Genomic DNA, 17,854 nt, shown 5'->3' with positions numbered 1-17,854 from the left:
TCCTCGGCGAGCGCGGCAGCGGCCGCCGCCGCGCTCGCCGAGGATCTGCAGCGCGTGCGCGACGCCGCGCACGCCGAAGGCCATGCGGCCGGCCACGTCGAAGGCCAGGCGCTCGGCTACCAGGCCGGTTTCGACCAGGGCCGCGAACAGGGTTTCGAAGCCGGCCAGGCCGACGCGCGTGAACAGGCCGCGCAGCTCGCGGCGCTCGCCGCGTCGTTTCGCGAGGCCGTGTCGACCATCGAGCACGATCTCGCCGCCGACATCGCGCAGCTCGCGCTCGACATCGCGCAGCAGGTGGTCCGCCAGCACGTGAAGCACGACCCGGCCGCGCTGGTTGCCGCCGTGCGCGACGTGCTCGCGGCCGAACCCGCGCTGTCCGGTGCGCCGCATCTCGCGGTCAATCCGGCCGACCTGCCCGTCGTCGAAGCCTATCTGCAGGACGATCTCGATACGCTCGGCTGGACCGTGCGCACCGACGCATCGATCGAGCGCGGCGGCTGCCGCGCCCACGCCGCGACCGGCGAGGTCGACGCGACGCTGCCCACGCGCTGGCAACGCGTCGCCGCCGCGATCGGCAAGGTGAGCACGTGGTGACGCGGCCGCCCGAGGCGCTCGCGCACGACGGCATGACGCCGCTCGAGCGCGAACTCGCGCTCGCGTCGTTCGGCCCGGACGCGCACAACGCCGCGCTGGACACCGCCCAAGACACCACCCCGCACGCCGCCGCTGCAGCGGCCGACGCAGCCGGCGCCACGCCGCGCGCACCGCACAACCCGCATCTCGCGCACTGGCGCACCCACCTGAACGGTCTCGCCGCGCGCAGCCGGCGCGCGCTGCCGCTGCGGCCGTGCGGGCGCCTGACGCGTGCGGCCGGCCTCGTGCTGGAAGCGATCGGGCTGCGCCTGTCCGTCGGCGCCGAATGCACGATCGAACTGCCGCCCGGCAGCACGCTGCCGCACGCGGAAGCGGAAGTCGTCGGCTTCGCCGGCGATCGCCTGTTCCTGATGCCGACCACCGACGTCGCGGGCGTGCTGCCCGGCGCGCGCGTATGGCCGCGCGAAAGCGCGCCCGTCGCCGATCCGCTCGCGGGCGCGAAGCGGCTGCCGGTCGGCTGGGAAATGCTCGGGCGCGTCGTCGACGCGTCGGGCCGCCCGCTCGACGGCCTCGGGCCGCTCGCGTCGAAGGTCGATGCACCGCTGTCGGCGCCGTCGATCAACCCGCTCGAGCGTGAACCGATCCACCACGTGCTCGACGTCGGCGTGCGCGCGATCAACGCGCTGCTCACCGTCGGCCGCGGGCAGCGGATGGGCCTGTTCGCGGGCTCCGGCGTCGGCAAGTCGGTGCTGCTCGGCACGATGGCGCGCTACACGAGCGCGGAAGTGATCGTGATCGGGCTGATCGGCGAACGCGGCCGCGAAGTGAAGGAATTCATCGAACAGATCCTCGGCGAGGACGGGCTCGCGCGCTCGGTCGTCGTCGCGGCGCCGGCCGACGTGTCGCCGCTGCTGCGGATGCAGGGCGCGGCCTACGCGACGTCGCTCGCCGAGTATTTCCGCGACCAGGGCAAGCACGTGCTGCTGCTGATGGATTCGCTGACCCGCTACGCGATGGCGCAGCGCGAGATCGCGCTGGCGATCGGCGAGCCCCCCGCGACGAAGGGCTACCCGCCGTCGGTGTTCGCGAAGCTGCCCGCGCTCGTCGAGCGTACCGGCAACGGGCCGGAAGGCGGCGGCTCGATCACCGCGTTCTACACGGTGCTGACCGAAGGCGACGACCAGCAGGACCCGATCGCCGATTCAGCGCGCGCGATCCTCGACGGCCACGTCGTGCTGTCACGCGCGCTCGCCGAGGCCGGCCACTATCCGGCGATCGACATCGAGGCGTCGATCAGCCGCGCGATGACCGCGCTGATCGACGAAACGCACCTCGACCACGTCCGGCAGTTCAAGCAGATGCTGTCGCGCTACCAGCGCAATCGCGACCTGATCGCGGTCGGCGCGTACGCGCCCGGCCGCGACGCGCAGCTCGACCGCGCGATCGCGCTCTATCCGCGCATCGAGGCGTTCCTGCAGCAGGGCTTTCGCGAATGCGCACCGTTCGCGTCGAGCCTCGCCGGGCTCGATGCACTGTTCGACGCTTACGGAGGCTGATCCAGATGGCACACGGCTTTCCCCTCCAGTTGCTGCTCGACCGCGCGCAGGAGGATCTCGACTCCGCCACGAAGCAGCTCGGCACCGCGCAGCGCGACCGCACCGCGGCCGCCGAGCAGCTCGACGCGCTGCTGCGCTACCGCGACGAATACCACGCGCGCTTCTCGCAATCCGCGCAGCACGGGATGCCGGCAGGCAACTGGCGCAATTTCCAGGCGTTCATCGATACGCTCGACGCCGCGATCGCGCAGCAGCGCAGCGTGCTGGCCGCGGCCGAAGTCCGTATCGACGAAGCACGCCCGAACTGGCAAAACAAGAAACGCACCGTCGGCTCGTTTGAAATCCTGCAGGCGCGCGGCGTCGCGCAGGAAGCGAAACGCGACGCCCGGCGCGAACAGCGCGACGCCGACGAACACGCCGCGAAGATCCTGCGCATGCGGGCCGACGCGGCCCGTTCGTCGTAACCGACCACCGCATTCGAACGAGAGAACCGACATGCCTCCCCTGCCCCTGCTCGGCGCGCTGCTCGACACCGCCGGCACCGCCCTCAAGGCCGCCCGCGGCGCGGGTGCGTCCAGCGCCGCCGGCAACGATGCCGCGACCGCGACGACCGCCGTGCCGTTCGCGCAGACGCTGAAGCAAAGCGTCACCACCCGTCGCGACGCGTCGAATGCCGACGTGCCGGATGCGTCGACGCAACAGGCTTCGTCGAAGCCGGCCGCCGGCACGAAGCCGTCCGTCAACGATGACGACGACACGACCGACGATACGACCACGAACGCCGCCACCAACCCCGACGCCGCCGCGCTCGCGGCGGCCGCGGCCGTGCAGGCGCAACTGCAGGCGCGCACGGACAACGCGGTGCCGACCGATGCGGCTGCCGCCGCGGCCGCTGCGCAAAAGACCGCCGTGTCCGGCCAACCCGATGCCACGGCCACGCTGGCGGATCACGCGGCCAAGGACGCGGCCGCCCAGACCACCCAGGCCACGCCGGCGACGAGCCGCGACGCGCTGCAGGAAGCGCTCGCCAGGCTGACGGGTGGCTCGGGTGCGATCGCGATGCCCGCAGCCGGTACGACGGCGTCCGCACCCGCGGCGACCGCGGCGACCGCGGCGACCGCCACGGCCGCGCCGCTGACGCCGAAGGTGCCGACCTTCGACCGCACGCTCGCCGACGCGAAGGGCGCGCTCGCCACCCAGCAAGCGCCCGCGCAAGCCACCGCGCAGGCGCTGCAGGCCAACGCGAATGCGCAGTCGGGTGAGCAGCACGCGCTCGCGGCAGCCAGCGGCGCGGCGGACCCGGCCGCCAGCGCGACGCTCGCGGCCGGCGCCACGGCTGCGGCCGCGGCCCAGGCGAACCTGCAGCTGTCGCCGGCCGCGGGGGCGATCGCCGCCGCGAACGCGCACGTGCTCGCGCCGCACATCAGCACGCCGGACTGGACGGACGCGCTGAGCCAGAAGGTCGTGTTCCTGTCGAATGCGCACCAGCAGAGCGCCGAACTGACGCTCAATCCGGCCGATCTCGGGCCGCTGCAGGTCGTGCTGCGCGTCGCGGACAACAACGCGCACGCGCTGTTCGTGTCGCAGCACCCGCAGGTGCGCGAAGCAGTCGAAGCCGCGCTGCCGAAGCTGCGCGAGGCCATGGAAGCGGGCGGCCTCGGGCTGGGCAGCGCGACCGTCAGCGACGGCGGCTTCGCCTCGCAGCAACAGAACCCGCAGCAGACCTTCGCCCACGGCCAGCCGTCGCGGCGCGGGAGCGGCGGATCGTCAGCCGGCGATGCACCGGTCGGCGCTGCGCAATCCGCACCGGCCGCCGCGAGCGTGAGCCGCGCCGGCCTCGTCGATACGTTTGCCTGAGCATGGCCGCCGCCGTGCGCGCGCCGCTCAGCGGCCGTGCACCGCCGCGGCCGCCTCGCCGCGCGGCGCCGCGCCCTTGCGCGTGGCGACGATGAAATCCGCCGCGCGTTCGCCGATCATCACCGACGGCGCATTCGTATTCCCGCCGACCAGCGTCGGCATCACCGACGCATCCACCACGCGCAATCCTTCGACGCCGCGCACGCGCAGTTGCGGATCGACGACCGCGCGCGCATCCGAACCCATCCGGCAGGTGCCGACCGGGTGGTAGATCGTGTCGGCATGCTCGACGATCGTCTTGCGCAGCTCCGCTTCGCTCTGGTCCGCCCGCGTGTACAGCTCGCGCCCGCCCTGCGACGCGAGCGGCGCCTGCGACAGGATCTTGCGCATCGCCTGCGTGCCGCGCACGAGCAGGTCGAGATCGCGCGAATCGCTGAAGAAGCGCGGATCGATCAGCGGTGCGTCGCGCGCATCGCCGCTCGCGAGCGCCACCGTGCCACGGCTGAACGGCCGCAGTGCACACACGTGCAGCGAATAGCCGAAGCCCCAGTGCATCTTGCGGTTGTGGTCGTCCACGAGCGCCGTGCAGAAATGCAGCTGCAGGTCGGGACGCTCGAGCGACGGATCGCTCTTGATGAAGCCGCCGGCCTCCGCGACGTTGCTCGTCATCATCCCGGTGCGGCTCGAGAAATAGCGCGCGAGCGCGGGCGTCATCTTCGCGATCCCGCGCAGGCACACGCCGACCAGCTCCGATGAATTCACGCGCGTATTGATGATGAAATCGATATGGTCGATCAGGTTCGTGCCGACGTCCGGCGCGTCCTGCACGACCGCGATCCCGTGCCGGCGCAACTGCTCCGCCGGGCCGATCCCGGAGCACATCAGCAGTTGCGGCGAATTGAACGCGCCGGCCGACAGGATCACTTCCGCGCGCGCGTCGAGCATCTCGACGCGCCCGTTGCGCGCGACAGCGACGCCGGCCGCCCGCTTGCCGTCGAACGTGACGCGCAGCACCGTCGCATCGGTGATCACATGCAGGTTCGGCCGGTTGCGGCCATAGATGTACGCGCGGGCGACGCTGCAGCGCGAGCCGTCGCGGTGCGTGACCTGGTAGAAGCCGACGCCTTCCTGTGTCGCGCCGTTGAAGTCGTCGTTCAGCGGATAGCCGGCCGCGTGCGCGGCCTGGATGAATCGTTCGGAGAACGGATTGCGAAAGCGCAGATCCGACACCGTGAGCGGGCCGTCCGCGCCATGCCACGCATCGGCGCCGCGCGCGTTGCCTTCCGCACGACGGAAATACGGCAGCACGTCCTGCCAGCCCCAGCCCGTCGCGCCGAGCTGCGCCCATTCGTCGTAGTCGCCCGGGTGGCCGCGCGTGTAGATCATCGCGTTGATCGCGCTCGAGCCGCCCATCCCGCGCCCGCGCGGCTGGTAGCCGCGCCGCCCGCCGAGGCCCGGCTGCGGCACCGTCTCGTAGCCGTAGTTCGTGCCGAGTTTGAACGGCACCAGTGCCGCGATGCCGACCGGCATGTTGACGAGCAGGTTGCGCTCCGTGTGCGAGCCGGCCTCGATCAGCGCGATCGTCGCATCGGGGCAGGCATCGGCGAGACGGCCTGCCAGGCTCGAGCCGCCCGAACCGCCGCCGACGATGATGTAGTCGTATTGCATGTCACGTCTCCGTCGTGTCATGAAAGGCCGCCACGCGACCGCGTCCCCTCTTGTAATGTTCGGGCATTGTAGGAATGGCCGTCGCGCGCGCGGCGCGCGGATTCAAGAGCGATTCCTCTAAACGCCCGCGTGAACTAAATTTAAGATGTATCGATTCGCTTTGCGCGACGCGCCGGCCACGAAAAGCCGATCCGTCGCGAAACGGGAGTGACGACGATGCAGCGCCAGGTTCTGCAGGCCGCGTGTCGACCGGGTTGTCCGGATGCGATGCGCGCAGCCCGCATTTCATTTCAAACGGCTGCCCGCGCGCGGATGCGCGACGTCATGCGCGCAGTCGATCGAAATCGAACGGCACGTGTCGTCGCCGACCGTTTGGACGGTTGGCCGCCGCAGCGGCACGATGCGCCGCGGCATGATGTGACGGACCCGTCGCGCTGCCCCGCTTCGGAGCGCCGGCGGGTAGTCGGGCAGCCGCGTCGCGCGCCCGGCAACAGTCGCATAGCGCCACCTGCACATGCGCATCGCCACGGTTTCCGGATGCGCACACCGTCGCGTGGATGCGACGCCCGCTGCACGCTTCAACCGGTTTTCGAGCACACGTCGCATCCGGCCCCGTGCCGCGCGACCCGCACCACCCCGATCCGCGTCGCCGCGCTCGCCGAGCGTGCGCGTGCGGCGTGACGGCCGGCCGACCAGCCAGGCCCAACTGGAGGAGACGACATGAAGAACGACCTGCCCGAACTGGCCCCGCAAGCGCTGCCGTCGGTGGATGCGCTGACGGCGCTGCTGCGCGACCAGCGCGCGGCCTACCTGCGCGCGCCGTATCCGGCATGGGAAACGCGCATGAAGCACTTGCGCGCGCTGCGCACGATGCTGATCGACCATGCGGATGCACTCGCCGAAGCGATCAGCGCCGATTTCGGTCATCGCGCGAAGCAGGAAGTGCTGCTGTCGGAAATCTGGATGGCGAAGGAGGAGATCGACGACGCGCTCAAGCACGGCAAGCGCTGGATGAAACCGATCCGCAAACCGATGAACAAGTGGCTGCGCCCGGCGCGCGCGAAGGTGATTCCGCAGCCGCTCGGCGTGGTCGGCATCGTCGTGCCGTGGAACTACCCGGTGCTGCTCGCGGCCGGCCCGCTGATCTGCGCGCTCGCGGCCGGCAACCGCGCGATCATCAAGATGTCCGAACTGACGCCGCGCACGTCGGCGCTGTTCGAGCAGCTCATTGCCAAGACCTTCACGCGCGACCACGTCGCGGTCGTGAACGGTGATGCGGAAGTGGGCGCCGCGTTCAGCGGGCTGCCGTTCGATCATCTGCTGTTCACCGGCTCGACGCACGTCGGCCGCCACGTGATGCGCGCGGCCGCCGACAACCTCACGCCCGTCACGCTCGAACTCGGCGGCAAGTCACCGGCGATCGTCGGCCCGAACGCGCGCTTCGATGCAGCGGTCGACGCGATCGTCGCGGGCAAGACGCTGAATGCGGGCCAGACCTGCATCGCACCCGACTACGTGCTGCTGCCGCGCGGGATGGAAGCCGCGTTCATCGAGCGCGCGCGCGCACGGTTCGCGAAGCTGTATCCCGACCTGTCGGCCAACGGCGACTACACGACGATCGTGTCGCCGCGCCACTACGCGCGGCTGCAGCAGCTCGCGAGCGACGCGCAGGCGGCCGGCGCGCAGCTGCATCCGCTGTCCGATGCGCAATCCGATCCCGCATCGCGCCGCTTCGTGCCGTGCGCGGTCACGCAGGTGCCGGCCGCGTCGCAACTGATGCAGGAGGAAATCTTCGGGCCGCTGCTGCCGCTCGTGCCGTACGAACGGCTCGACGAAGCGATCGCATACGTGAATGCGCGCCCGCGTCCGCTCGCGCTCTACCTGTTCGACGAGGACGGCGGCACGATCGACCGCGTGATGCGCGAAACGATCTCGGGTGGCGTCACGGTCAACGAAACGCTGATGCACATCGCGTGCGGCAGCTTGCCGTTCGGCGGCGTCGGTGCGAGCGGCATGGGCGCGTATCACGGCTACGACGGCTTCGTGACGTTCTCGAAGATGAAGCCGGTGCTCACGCAGGCGCGCCTGAACGCGCGCAACCTGCTCGCGCCGCCGTACGGCAAGCGCTTCGCCGCGCTGATCAAGCTGATGCTGAAGTTCTGAGGGGAACGGGCCGCGCGCATCGCGCCGCGGCCCGCACGTGCATGCCGCGCGGCGAGGGTGCCGCGCGCGCCGTCACACGGGCCAGAGCGGCCCTTCCTGCATCGCGCCGATCTGCTCGCGCAACTCGAGCACGCGCGCCTCCCAGTAACGATGCGTGTTGAACCACGGGAACGCGGCGGGAAAAGCGGGATCGTCCCAGCGTCGCGCGAGCCATGCCGCGTAGTGGATCAGCCGCAGCGTGCGCAGCGCTTCGACGAGATGCAGCTCGCGCGGCTCGAATTCGCAGAAATCCTCGTAGCCGGCCAGCAGGTCCGCCAACGCGCGCGACGCGCCTTCGCGATCGCCCGGCAGCAGCAGCCACAGATCCTGGATCGCGGGTGCCATCCGGCTGTCGTCGAAATCGACGAAGTGCGGGCCGGCCTCGGTCCACAGCACGTTGCTCGGATGACAGTCGCCGTGCGTGCGCAGCAGGCGGATCTCGCCCGCCCGCTCGAACGCGGCCTCGACACCTTCGAGCGCGAGCGTCACGGCCGTCTCGTATGCGGGCCGCACATCGTCCGGAATGAAATCGTGCGCGAGCAGGTAGTCGCGCGGCTCGTAGCCGAACGTGTTGATGTCAAGCACGGGGCGCGCGACATACGGCTGCGTCGCGCCGACCGCATGGATTCGGCCGATGAAGCGGCCGAGCCATTCGAGCGTGTCGCTGCGATCGAGATCGGGCGCGCGGCCGCCGCGCCGCTCGAAGATCGAGAAGCGGAAGCCGTCGAACGCGTGCAGCGTGCGGCCGTCGAAGGTGCGCGCGGGCACCGCCGGAATCTCGCGCGCGGCGAGTTCGGCGACGAACGCGTGCTCTTCGAGGATCGCTTCGTCCGACCAGCGCGCCGGACGGTAGAACTTCGCGACGACCGGCGGGCCGTCTTCGATGCCGACCTGATAGACGCGGTTTTCGTAGCTGTTGAGCGCGAGCAGGCGCCCGTCGGTGCGCAGGCCGGCCGGTATCAGCACGCTGTCGAGCGCGTCGAGCACGCACTCGGGCGTGAGTCCGGCGAACGGCGGGCCGGCGGGAGAAGCGGGAGCGGAAGTGACGTCTTTCATGCCCCGCATTGTGCCGCCAGCCGGGCTGAAAGACGAGCGCCCGGTGCGATGGTTGCGCTTAGTGAAGCGCCGCGCCGGCCGGCAGCACGGATTCGCCGGTGTCGATCAGGTCCTCGAGAAAGAACGGCTCGGTGTTGAGTTCCTTGGACTCGCCCGGTACGCCCGCGTACCAGGTCACCATGGCCATGTCGCCCAGGACGCGCTGGACGATGCCGCGCGCGCCCTTCGGCACCGCGATATGGGTAGTGCAGACAATCGACCCGACATGCATGATGGTTCCCCACTCTTGAATCTTGAAACCCGGCCCGCTGGCGAGCCGGCAAATGCACGATCCGCGCGCTCTCGACGGAGCGTTGCGCGTAATCCCATTGTTCACGGTTTATCGAAGCACGAAAAGAAGAAGAAGCAGGCGAAGTGCCGCGAATTCGTCGAATGTCTCCAATCAACCACTACGCCGGAGCAGGCGCTTGCCCGCCCGGTTACCCCCATCATACCCTGTCGAATGTGACTGCCCGCCGAATCCCCGGCATCACCGCGGCGCGCACGTGACCCACGCTCCACGTGCACCGTGAATCCGGTATCGGGTCGCCAGGCAATTTCGTGCGACTGCGATTGCCGAATCACGCGACGCCATCATCACCTTCCCCCTGCCTCGAACGCAGCCGGCACAGTGACGGTTGCGCACGCATCGCGTTCCGACCTTCGCCATGCGATGCGCCACCGACAGGTGTTGCATCCGGTGCAGGCGTTGCGGTACCTTTGATGCTCATTCGCGTTCCAGCGCATTCCGACACGATGCATCCGCTCACGTCCGTCCTCGCAAAATCCCGGCCGCAGTTCGACTCGCGGCCGCGGGCGTGCGCGCATCCGTCGGTCCTTCCTCCTCCTGTCGCACCGCCGCTCGTCGGCGCCGCGCCGCCCCCGCCGGCGGCACGCGCCGGCTGACCCGCCGGCTTTTCGTTTCGTCCTCCATTCGCCCGCAGGCTTGCATTCGTGCGTCGTGACGCACGGCGGATTGCTGCGCGCGCGGATGGAACATTCCGATCCGTTCGACAGGTGGATTCACATGGTTTCGTTCAAACGCGCGCTCGCCGCGCATGGCGCGACGTCGCTCTTCGTGCTGCTGTGGAGCAGCGGTGCGATCTTCGCTGAACTCGGTCTGCGTCACGCCTCCGCGTTCGTCTTTCTCACCGCACGTTTCGCACTGGCATCGCTCGTGCTGCTCGGGCTGGCCTTCGTGCGCAAACGCTGGCTGCCGCCGCGCGGCGAGCGTCGCATGGCCGCGCTGACCGGCTTGCTGATGATGGGCGGCTATTCGATCTTCTACCTGCTCGCGCTCGAACGCGGGATCGCGCCGGGCGTGCTCGCGACGATCCTCGGCGTGCAGCCGATCCTCACGCTCGCGATCGTCGAGCGGCGCTGGCAGCCCGTACGTGTCGCGGGGCTCGCGCTGTCGCTGGCCGGCCTCGCGCTCGTCGTGTTCCGCGGCGTAGGGGACGGCGGCCTGTCGCTTGCGGGCATCGCATGCGCGCTCACCGCGCTCGTCGCGCTGACCGCCGGCTCGCTGCTGCAAAAGCGCGTACGAGCGGCGCCCGCCGACGTGCTGCCGCTGCAGAATGCGATCGGCCTCGCACTGTGCGTGGCAATCGTGCCGTTCCGGCCGGTGTCGTTCGACATGAGCTGGGCATTCGTGATCCCGCTGCTGTGGCTCGGCATCGTGATTTCGGTGATCGCGCAACTGCTGTTCTACCGGTTGATGCAGCGCGGCGATCTCGTCAACGTGACGAGCCTGTTCTATCTCGTGCCCGTCGTCACCACGCTGATGGATGCCGCGTGGCTCGGCAACCGGCCCGAGCCGCTCGCACTCGCCGGCATGGGGGCCATCATCGCGGGGCTCGCACTCGTGTTCCGCGCGCCGGCGCCCCGCGTGCAACCCGACCGCGCATGAGCGGGCGTGCCGCCGCGCCAGCGAGTGCGGCGGCACGCATCGGACCCATACGACGAATCCGCGAAAATCGAAAGGCACGAGAAAGACATGCGCAAGGCATTCGTCTGACTTGCGGGGAAGAATGCGTGATTCGTCAGGCTTTCCGCCGATTTTTAATGGTTCGGATAGCGAAAAGCACTGCCGGTTGCCTATACTCGAATTGACCGCCCCGCTCGCAATCGGGCCGGACCAATACTAGAAACACCCGGCATGGGGCCGGAGCAAGCGCGCAAGCGCCCACTCCGGTCGACCTTGGAGACACGCATGACGACCTACTTCACGATCGGCGACTTCATCCTGTTGATTCCGATGGCGCTGGCCGGAGCGCTGTTTCTCGGCGCGGTGCCGTGCGCAACCGAATTCCGCCACAACCTGCTACGCGTGCTGGGCGTCATCCTCGGCGTCGGCGTCGCGGTGCTGCTCGTCGAAGGCCTGCCTGCGCTGATCTAGCGGCGCAACCCGTGCGCGGCGCGCATCGCTGCAGTGCAGCGATGCGATATGCTGCGCGCCAGCCATTGATACGGCACGCGATGTTTCGCATGCCGTATCGACTGCCGGTCAGATCGCCTGGTCGGTGGACGGCTTTTCCCACAGATTGATGCCGCCTTCCGTCGCGTAACGATCGATCTCCGCGAGTTCTTCCGCCGAGAATTCGAGGTTCTTCAGCGCGCCGACGTTTTCGCGCACCTGCTCCGCGCGGCTTGCACCGATCAGCGCGGACGTGACGCGGCCGTTGCGCAGCACCCACGCGAGCGCCATCTGCGCGAGGCTCTGCCCGCGCCGTTCGGCGATTGCGTTGAGCTTGCGCACATGATCGAGGTTGTCCGCGCTCAGGTGATCCTGCTTCAGCGAACCGCCACCCGGCTTGTTCACGCGCGCGTCGGCCGGCACGCCGTTCAGGTACTTCGACGTGAGCAGCCCCTGCGCGAGCGGGGTGAACGCAATGCTGCCCGTGCCGATCTCGTCGAGCGTGCCGAGCAGTTCGGTTTCGACCCAGCGGTTCAGCAGGTTGTACGACGGCTGGTGGATCAGCAGCGGCACCTTGTATTGCGCGAGCAGCTCGGCCATCTCGCGCGTCTTCGCCGCCGAGTACGACGAAATGCCGATGTAGAGCGCCTTGCCCTGCTGCACGGCCGACGCAAGCGCGCCCGCCGTTTCCTCGAGCGGCGTGTGCGCGTCGAAGCGGTGCGAATAGAAGATGTCGACGTAGTCGAGCCCCATCCGCTGCAGGCTCTGGTCGAGGCTCGCGAGCACGTACTTGCGCGACCCGCCGCCGCTGCCGTAGGGCCCCGGCCACATGTCCCAGCCGGCCTTCGTCGAAATCAGCAGCTCGTCGCGATACGGCCGGAAATCCTCTTTCAGCAACCGGCCGAAGTTGATTTCCGCGCTGCCGTACGGCGGCCCGTAGTTGTTCGCGAGATCGAAGTGGTTGATGCCGAGGTCGAACGCGGTGCGCAGGATCTCGCGCTGCGTCGAGATCGGCGTCGAGTCGCCGAAGTTGTGCCACAGGCCGAGCGACAGTGCGGGCAGTTTGAGCCCGGATTTGCCGCAGGTGCGGTATTGCATGTCGGCATAACGTTCGGAAGCTGCTTCGTAGGCCATGAGTCGGTTCCGTCAGGACATCGGGGGAAAGGACGCGCGCCGGCCGCGCTTGCGGCGCGACGGCGGCGAAGGAGTCATACGACGACTATGGTAGCGAAAGCGGCCGGATCGCGCTCGTCGGCACGGCGATGGACGCGGCCGCGGTGGTCGCCTACACTGCGGCGTCTCGAATCACCGTTTCAGCGAGGTTGGTATGTCCCGGGTCATCTCGGTTGCGCTGCTCGTCGGCGGCGTCGTGCTGCTGTATTTCGGCGGCCAGTCGTTCCATTCGATCAACGACAACGTGTCGCGCTTCTTCACCGGTTCGCCCGCGACGAAGACGATCCTGCTGATCGTGGGCGGTGCCGTCGCATCGTTCATCGGCCTGATCGGCCTCGCGATGCCGGGCGGCAAGCGCTGAGCGCGCAGTCGCGCGATGCGCGCACGGCCTGCGTCTTGCGTTCGGGCCGCGCCAAACGAAACGGGCGGCCAGGCCGCCCGTTGTTCCATGCCCCCGCGATGCGGTGCATCGCGGAATCGCCGCGGCCTTGAGGGCCGCCCGCTCCGCGCCTAGAACGGCACTTCCGATTTCGACGCCGAACGCGTGCCCGGCAACGGCCGGTTGCTCGCGCCGTGGTACGTGTACACGAGCGAGAACTTCACCTGGTCGGAACGGTTCTGCCCGGCCGAATGCAGCGTGTTGCTGTGGAAAAACACGACGTCACCCGTCTGCAGCGACGGGCACGTGGCCGCGTCGATCATCTTCCTGTTCGCCGGCAGGTCGCTGCGGAAGAACTTCGCATCGTCGAACGCTTCGGGCCCGAATTCGGCCGTATGCGACCCCGGTACGAGCCACAGTGCGCCGTTCTCGTTCGTTTCCGGGCCGAGTGCGAGCCACACCGACACCATGTCCGGACGCTCGAACGCCCAGTAACGGAAATCGCGATGCCAGCCGGTCAGGCTGCCGTATGCCGGGTGCTTCGTCATCATGCAGTTGTGATGCGCACGCGACAGCACCGGTTCTTCGCCGAAATATTCGCGCATCCACGCACCGATTTCGGGTGCGATCGCGCGCTCGGCGAAGGCCGGATCACGCGAATACGCATCGAGCAGCCGCCGCACCGTGTGCCCGCCCGGCGCATGCTTGGACTCGGGGGCGCCCGGGTAGCGCAGATCCGCCTCGAACTCGATCGGCTCGGCCGCCTCCTGCAACTGGCGCTCCGCGACCTGCCTGAGCGCCGCGCACTGCTCGGCGCTGACGAGGCCACGCGCGACGACGAAGCCCCGCTCGCGCAATTCCGCGACTTGCGCGCGGATCGATTCCGACTGCAATGGAGACGACATGGGATGCCAGACGTTTATTGTGTGAATGTGACGATTGTAAATCGGCACCGGATACCGCGAACAGCACCATTGTCGTGCGCAGGGGCATGCCAATCTCGAATTTGATCCGGCTCAAGGGAACTGTACGGCGCGGTGCTGGCCTCACCCACAGGCGGTATGCGGCACACGCCTTGTGGCACAAGGGTTTATCGCGACTTTTGCCCGTCATGAATCCCCTGTAGCCTGTCGCGGCCTGTCAATTCTGGCGGGCGCGGCGCGCAGCGGGTTTCGGTAAGATCCGTTGCGCAATCCGAGGCCGTTCATACCAGTGCGCTCCCAAGGGCGCCATCCATACAAGCGAAGCATCGTTCACATGCCATTCCGTCTGACTTCCCGTCTCAGCCGCGCTGCGAAGCGCGTCGTGCCGCCCGCTCCTGCCCGCTCGCTGCGCCATCACCGCGCACGCACGCAGGCGCTGGCGGAGCGTACGCCCGCACATAGCCGGCTGGACGGTATCCGTGCGTGGTTCCACGCATTTTTCTCGATGATGAGCGCGCAGGCGTTCTCGCGCCGTGCCGGCCTGCGCTCGCTGCTGCAGAAGCCGTCGTCGCTGCGCGCGCTCGCGCTGCGCCGCACGCTCGGCCCGCAGCGCCGCGTCAACCGCCCGCGCCGCCTCGCGGCCAGCAACGGCTGGTTCGGGTTCGGCGCACGCTGAGCGCACGCCGGCGGGCCCCGCAGCGCGGCGATCGCCGTCGCGTCGCTGCCCGCGCCGTTGCCCGACTGCCCCGGCGATCGGAACCCATAAAAAAACCCCGGCAATGCCGGGGTTTTTCATTTGAGGCGAACGACGCTTACGCGACGCGTGCCGTCGGCTCGACGCCGGCCGCTTCGGCCAGGGCGAGCGCCTTGTCGGTTGCTTCCCACGAGAATTCCGGCTCTTCGCGGCCGAAGTGGCCGTAAGCAGCGGTCTTCTCGTAGATCGGGCGCAGCAGGTCGAGCATCTTGATGATGCCCTTCGGACGCAGGTCGAAATGCTCGCGCACGAGCTTCGTGATCACCGCATCCGACACGCGGCCCGTGCCGAACGTATTGACCATCACCGAGGTCGGCTCGGCCACGCCGATCGCGTACGACACCTGGATCAGCGCGCGCGACGCGAGGCCGGCAGCGACGATGTTCTTCGCGACGTAGCGGCCTGCGTATGCGGCCGAACGGTCGACCTTCGACGGATCCTTGCCCGAGAACGCGCCGCCGCCGTGCGGTGCGGCACCGCCGTAGGTGTCGACGATGATCTTGCGGCCGGTCAGGCCGCAGTCGCCCTGCGGGCCACCGATCACGAACCGGCCGGTCGGGTTCACCAGGAACTTGATGTCGCCCTTGATCAGGTCGGCCGGCAGCGTCGGCTTGATGATTTCCTCGATCACGGCTTCGCGCAGCGCCGGCAGCTCGATGTCCGGTGCGTGCTGCGTCGACAGCACGACGGTGTCGATCGAATCGGGCTTGCCGTCGACGTAGCGGACCGTCACCTGCGACTTCGCGTCCGGGCGCAGCCATTGCAGGCGGCCGTCGCGGCGCAGGCTGGCCTGGCGCTCGACGAGGCGGTGCGACAGGTAGATCGGCAGCGGCATCAGTTCCGGCGTTTCATCGCACGCGTAACCGAACATCAGACCCTGGTCGCCCGCGCCCTGGTCGAGGTTGTCGTCGTGTGCACGATCGACGCCCTGGGCGATGTCCGGCGACTGCTTGTCGTACGCGACGAGCACCGCGCAACCCTTGTAGTCGATGCCGTAGTCGGTGTTGTCGTAGCCGATGCGCTTGATCGTGTCGCGTGCGATCTGGATGTAGTCGATGTTGGCCGTCGTGGTGATTTCACCGGCCAGGACGACGAGACCCGTGTTGCACAGCGTTTCCGCCGCAACGCGCGAATACTTGTCTTGCTCGAGGATGGCATCGAGGATCGCGTCCGAGATTTGGTCCGCGACTTTGTCCGGATGGCCTTCAGAGACGGATTCGGACGTGAAGAAATAATCGTTTGCCACTTTTTCAGGCTCCTGTGTGGTTACGGTTGGTTTCACGTAGCCAGCTTCGTTGGGCCTGAAGCGGCGACGCTTTAGCGGATTACCAGGACCGGGCAGCGCGTGTCACGCTAACCGGCTTCGCCCCGCAAGTTGTCAGTTAACTCGGCGAAGCCCGTATTATAGCGGCTTTCCTGAATTGTCACAGAGCGCCGCCCGTGCTGCATCTTCCGCTGTCTCACCACCCTGTTTGCAAAGCGCCGGCCAGCCGGTCCCACGGAGGTTTCGCATGCTAGGTCGTCTAGCCACGCACCTCGCCATTGGCTTGCTGAAACTGCTCGCCCTGTTGCCGTACGGCCTGACCGCACGGTTCGGCGATGGTCTCGGCTGGCTGCTCTACAAGATCCCCAGCCGGCGAAAACGCATCGTACACACCAATCTGAAACTCTGCTTCCCTGACTGGAGCGACGAGCGCCGCGAGGAAATTGCCGGGCAGCATTTCCGCCATGCGATCCGCAGCTACGTCGAACGCAGCGTGCAGTGGTTCGGTTCGGAGAAAAAGCTCGCGAAGCTGATCCAGGTCGACAGCGCGGTCGACCTCGACGATCCGGACCTGCCGCCGACGCTGTTCCTCGGCCTGCATTTCGTCGGCATCGAGGCCGGCTCGATCTGGCTGAATCGTTCGCTGCATCGCCGCTGCGGGTCGCTCTACCAGCCGTTCTCGAACGCGGTGCTCGAGGAAGAGGCGAAGAAGGCGCGCGGGCGTTTCGACGCCGAGATGGTCGGCCGCGCGGACAGCGCGCGCGTCGTGCTGCGCTGGCTGCGCGACCGCAAGCCGGTGATGCTCGGCGCCGACATGGACTACGGGCTTCGCAATTCGACGTTCGTGCCGTTCTTCGGCGTGCCCGCCTGCACGCTGACGGCGGTCGGCCGGCTCGCGAAGACGGGCCGTGCGCAGGTCGTGCCGTTCATCGGCGAGGTGCTGCCGAACTACAAGGGCTACCGTCTGAAGGTATTCAAGCCGTGGGAGCATTACCCGACCGGCGACGACGATCTCGACGCGCGGCGGATGAACGAATTCCTCGAGGAGCAGATCCCGCTGCTGCCCGAGCAGTACTACTGGGTCCACAAGCGCTTCAAGACGCGCCCGAACGGCGAACCGAGCCTGTACTGAGCCATGCTCACGAGAGCGCGGTCACGTGCGTGCCCGCGCTCTCGCTATCTTGGGCACGCCTTTCGCGCGCGCCTGCCACAAATCGTAAGCGGATTGCTGCGCGAGCCACAGATCCGCGCGACCGCCGTTCTCCTCGCCAAGCCACGCCTCGATGCGCAACGCCATTTCCGGCGAGATCCCTGCATGACCATGCAGAATGCGCGACAACGCCGCACGCGTGACGCCGAGTTGCGCCGCGGCCTCGGTGACGGTCAGGCCGAATGCCGGCAGCACGTCGTCGCGCAGCGCTTCGCCTGGATGCGGCGGATTGAAGATACGGGTCATGGTTTGAATCACCTCAGTGGTAGTCCTGGTAATCGACCAGAACAGCGTCGGCACCCTCGAAGCTGAAAGTCAGGCGCCAGTTGCTGCTCACGCTCACCGCGAAATGGCCGTCCAACCCCCGAGCGAGACCGTGCAAGCGCCAGCCCGGCACGTTCATGTCGAGCGGTCGGCTCGCGACGTCGAGACGCGCAAGCTGACGTCGTAACCTTGGCGCATGGTCGGGCCGGATGCCGGCCTTGTTCCCGCTCGTGAAAAACGCTTCCAGTCCCTTGTGCTGCCACGACTTGATCATGGATCTCCCAGATTCGAGTCGCGATGCCGACAGCATGGCCCATGCGTATAGCCACACTATACGAATCGCTTGATTGCCTCGTCAATTTGACCTGTACGAAAGTACGCGCCCGCGCCATCCCGTGCGTTCGCCGAACCTGCTCGCACGACGACAGGCCCGCCACATCTCGTCAATCTGCCCGCCTGTCGCACACGCGCCCAGTCGACCCATCGACAGATGCGCCCC

At 68.2% G+C, this 17,854-nt stretch carries 18 protein-coding genes; 10 read left to right on the top strand and 8 right to left on the bottom strand.

The window, feature by feature from the left end; all coding sequences use genetic code 11:
• The 4 genes from fliH to FFS49_RS40830 all read left to right on the top strand — a co-directional run.
• Positions 1-594, top strand: a 594-nt coding sequence (gene fliH / locus FFS49_RS40845) for a flagellar assembly protein FliH (RefSeq protein WP_137951071.1), incomplete at its 5' end; no start/stop codon positions are given.
• Complete coding sequence (fliI, locus tag FFS49_RS40840; RefSeq protein ID WP_039353908.1) at positions 588-2,150, top strand: flagellar protein export ATPase FliI; 1,563 nt, start codon at positions 588-590, stop codon at positions 2,148-2,150. The genes fliH and fliI, both read left to right, overlap by 7 nt.
• Before the next feature lie 5 nt (positions 2,151-2,155).
• Positions 2,156-2,614: a flagellar export protein FliJ gene (fliJ, locus tag FFS49_RS40835; RefSeq protein WP_039353905.1), complete on the top strand. Its 459-nt coding sequence runs from the start codon at positions 2,156-2,158 to the stop codon at positions 2,612-2,614.
• A 31-nt stretch (positions 2,615-2,645) separates the two neighbouring features.
• The gene (locus FFS49_RS40830) at positions 2,646-4,007 is read left to right on the top strand and encodes a flagellar hook-length control protein FliK (protein ID WP_105818837.1); all 1,362 of its coding nucleotides are present in this window, start codon (positions 2,646-2,648) and stop codon (positions 4,005-4,007) included.
• Between the two features lie 27 nt (positions 4,008-4,034).
• On the opposite strand, the gene FFS49_RS40825 is transcribed toward FFS49_RS40830, so the two are convergent.
• Positions 4,035-5,675 (bottom strand): GMC family oxidoreductase N-terminal domain-containing protein, encoded by a 1,641-nt coding sequence (locus tag FFS49_RS40825; protein ID WP_105818836.1) that lies wholly within the window; start codon positions 5,673-5,675, stop codon positions 4,035-4,037.
• A gap of 720 nt (positions 5,676-6,395) precedes the next feature.
• Between FFS49_RS40825 and FFS49_RS40810 the strand changes: the two genes are divergently transcribed.
• On the top strand, positions 6,396-7,838 hold the full coding sequence (locus FFS49_RS40810) for a coniferyl aldehyde dehydrogenase (RefSeq protein ID WP_105818834.1): 1,443 nt from the start codon (positions 6,396-6,398) through the stop codon (positions 7,836-7,838).
• A gap of 72 nt (positions 7,839-7,910) precedes the next feature.
• Here the strand turns inward: FFS49_RS40810 and FFS49_RS40805 are convergent, their stop codons facing one another.
• Both FFS49_RS40805 and FFS49_RS40800 read right to left on the bottom strand, forming a co-directional pair.
• Positions 7,911-8,942 carry a serine/threonine protein kinase gene (locus FFS49_RS40805; protein WP_105818833.1) on the bottom strand — a complete coding sequence of 344 codons (1,032 nt, stop codon included), beginning with the start codon at positions 8,940-8,942 and terminating at the stop codon, positions 7,911-7,913.
• Between the two features lie 49 nt (positions 8,943-8,991).
• On the bottom strand, positions 8,992-9,204 hold the full coding sequence (locus tag FFS49_RS40800) for a hypothetical protein (protein WP_011353523.1): 213 nt from the start codon (positions 9,202-9,204) through the stop codon (positions 8,992-8,994).
• A gap of 795 nt (positions 9,205-9,999) precedes the next feature.
• Here FFS49_RS40800 and FFS49_RS40790 point away from each other — a divergent pair.
• Entirely contained in the window at positions 10,000-10,881 is an 882-nt protein-coding gene (locus tag FFS49_RS40790) for a DMT family transporter (protein ID WP_105818839.1), read from the top strand.
• Positions 10,882-11,184: 303 nt separating this feature from the next.
• Positions 11,185-11,370, top strand: coding sequence for a hypothetical protein (locus tag FFS49_RS40785; protein WP_011353526.1), 186 nt, complete (start codon positions 11,185-11,187; stop codon positions 11,368-11,370).
• A 108-nt stretch (positions 11,371-11,478) separates the two neighbouring features.
• Here the strand turns inward: FFS49_RS40785 and mgrA are convergent, their stop codons facing one another.
• On the bottom strand, positions 11,479-12,522 hold the full coding sequence (mgrA, locus tag FFS49_RS40780) for an L-glyceraldehyde 3-phosphate reductase (protein ID WP_039353883.1): 1,044 nt from the start codon (positions 12,520-12,522) through the stop codon (positions 11,479-11,481).
• Between the two features lie 193 nt (positions 12,523-12,715).
• Between mgrA and FFS49_RS40775 the strand changes: the two genes are divergently transcribed.
• Positions 12,716-12,922, top strand: a complete 207-nt coding sequence (locus FFS49_RS40775) for a DUF3185 family protein (protein ID WP_011353528.1) — start codon at positions 12,716-12,718, stop codon at positions 12,920-12,922.
• Between the two features lie 149 nt (positions 12,923-13,071).
• Here the strand turns inward: FFS49_RS40775 and FFS49_RS40770 are convergent, their stop codons facing one another.
• Complete coding sequence (locus FFS49_RS40770; RefSeq protein WP_071335241.1) at positions 13,072-13,845, bottom strand: phytanoyl-CoA dioxygenase family protein; 774 nt, start codon at positions 13,843-13,845, stop codon at positions 13,072-13,074.
• Between the two features lie 352 nt (positions 13,846-14,197).
• Between FFS49_RS40770 and FFS49_RS40765 the strand changes: the two genes are divergently transcribed.
• Positions 14,198-14,539, top strand: coding sequence for a hypothetical protein (locus tag FFS49_RS40765; protein WP_039353869.1), 342 nt, complete (start codon positions 14,198-14,200; stop codon positions 14,537-14,539).
• 136 nt (positions 14,540-14,675) lie between these two features.
• Here FFS49_RS40765 and metK read toward each other — a convergent pair whose 3' ends face one another.
• A complete protein-coding gene (gene metK / locus FFS49_RS40760; RefSeq protein WP_039353866.1) occupies positions 14,676-15,863 on the bottom strand; it encodes a methionine adenosyltransferase in 1,188 nt (395 codons plus the stop codon).
• Positions 15,864-16,128: 265 nt separating this feature from the next.
• Between metK and lpxL the strand changes: the two genes are divergently transcribed.
• Positions 16,129-17,013 (top strand): lauroyl acyltransferase LpxL, encoded by an 885-nt coding sequence (lpxL, locus tag FFS49_RS40755; RefSeq protein WP_039353863.1) that lies wholly within the window; start codon positions 16,129-16,131, stop codon positions 17,011-17,013.
• Between the two features lie 21 nt (positions 17,014-17,034).
• Here the strand turns inward: lpxL and FFS49_RS40750 are convergent, their stop codons facing one another.
• Together FFS49_RS40750 and FFS49_RS40745 are read right to left on the bottom strand one after the other, a co-directional pair.
• Entirely contained in the window at positions 17,035-17,337 is a 303-nt protein-coding gene (locus FFS49_RS40750; protein ID WP_046544200.1) for a HigA family addiction module antitoxin, read from the bottom strand.
• A gap of 13 nt (positions 17,338-17,350) precedes the next feature.
• Positions 17,351-17,629: a type II toxin-antitoxin system RelE/ParE family toxin gene (locus FFS49_RS40745; protein WP_071335242.1), complete on the bottom strand. Its 279-nt coding sequence runs from the start codon at positions 17,627-17,629 to the stop codon at positions 17,351-17,353.
• Between the last annotated feature and the right edge of the window lie 225 nt (positions 17,630-17,854).

The organism is Burkholderia sp. 4NA327C6, from assembly GCF_005502655.1.
Lineage (GTDB): Bacteria > Pseudomonadota > Gammaproteobacteria > Burkholderiales > Burkholderiaceae > Burkholderia > Burkholderia contaminans.
This window is presented reverse-complemented; position numbering and strand designations above follow the sequence as displayed.

What these genes read in the sequence shown, in the direction of transcription:
- FFS49_RS40745 (WP_071335242.1), bottom strand. Translation starts at nt 17,629, where the DNA reads ATGATCAAGTCGTGGCAGCACAAGGGACTGGAAGCGTTTTTCACGAGC.
- FFS49_RS40810 (WP_105818834.1), top strand. Translation starts at nt 6,396, where the DNA reads ATGAAGAACGACCTGCCCGAACTGGCCCCGCAAGCGCTGCCGTCGGTG.
- fliJ (WP_039353905.1), top strand. Translation starts at nt 2,156, where the DNA reads ATGGCACACGGCTTTCCCCTCCAGTTGCTGCTCGACCGCGCGCAGGAG.
- FFS49_RS40765 (WP_039353869.1), top strand. Translation starts at nt 14,198, where the DNA reads ATGCCATTCCGTCTGACTTCCCGTCTCAGCCGCGCTGCGAAGCGCGTC.
- FFS49_RS40770 (WP_071335241.1), bottom strand. Translation starts at nt 13,845, where the DNA reads ATGTCGTCTCCATTGCAGTCGGAATCGATCCGCGCGCAAGTCGCGGAA.
- FFS49_RS40790 (WP_105818839.1), top strand. Translation starts at nt 10,000, where the DNA reads ATGGTTTCGTTCAAACGCGCGCTCGCCGCGCATGGCGCGACGTCGCTC.
- mgrA (WP_039353883.1), bottom strand. Translation starts at nt 12,522, where the DNA reads ATGGCCTACGAAGCAGCTTCCGAACGTTATGCCGACATGCAATACCGC.
- FFS49_RS40750 (WP_046544200.1), bottom strand. Translation starts at nt 17,337, where the DNA reads ATGACCCGTATCTTCAATCCGCCGCATCCAGGCGAAGCGCTGCGCGAC.
- FFS49_RS40830 (WP_105818837.1), top strand. Translation starts at nt 2,646, where the DNA reads ATGCCTCCCCTGCCCCTGCTCGGCGCGCTGCTCGACACCGCCGGCACC.
- FFS49_RS40785 (WP_011353526.1), top strand. Translation starts at nt 11,185, where the DNA reads ATGACGACCTACTTCACGATCGGCGACTTCATCCTGTTGATTCCGATG.
- FFS49_RS40825 (WP_105818836.1), bottom strand. Translation starts at nt 5,675, where the DNA reads ATGCAATACGACTACATCATCGTCGGCGGCGGTTCGGGCGGCTCGAGC.
- FFS49_RS40805 (WP_105818833.1), bottom strand. Translation starts at nt 8,942, where the DNA reads ATGCGGGGCATGAAAGACGTCACTTCCGCTCCCGCTTCTCCCGCCGGC.
- lpxL (WP_039353863.1), top strand. Translation starts at nt 16,129, where the DNA reads ATGCTAGGTCGTCTAGCCACGCACCTCGCCATTGGCTTGCTGAAACTG.
- FFS49_RS40775 (WP_011353528.1), top strand. Translation starts at nt 12,716, where the DNA reads ATGTCCCGGGTCATCTCGGTTGCGCTGCTCGTCGGCGGCGTCGTGCTG.
- FFS49_RS40800 (WP_011353523.1), bottom strand. Translation starts at nt 9,204, where the DNA reads ATGCATGTCGGGTCGATTGTCTGCACTACCCATATCGCGGTGCCGAAG.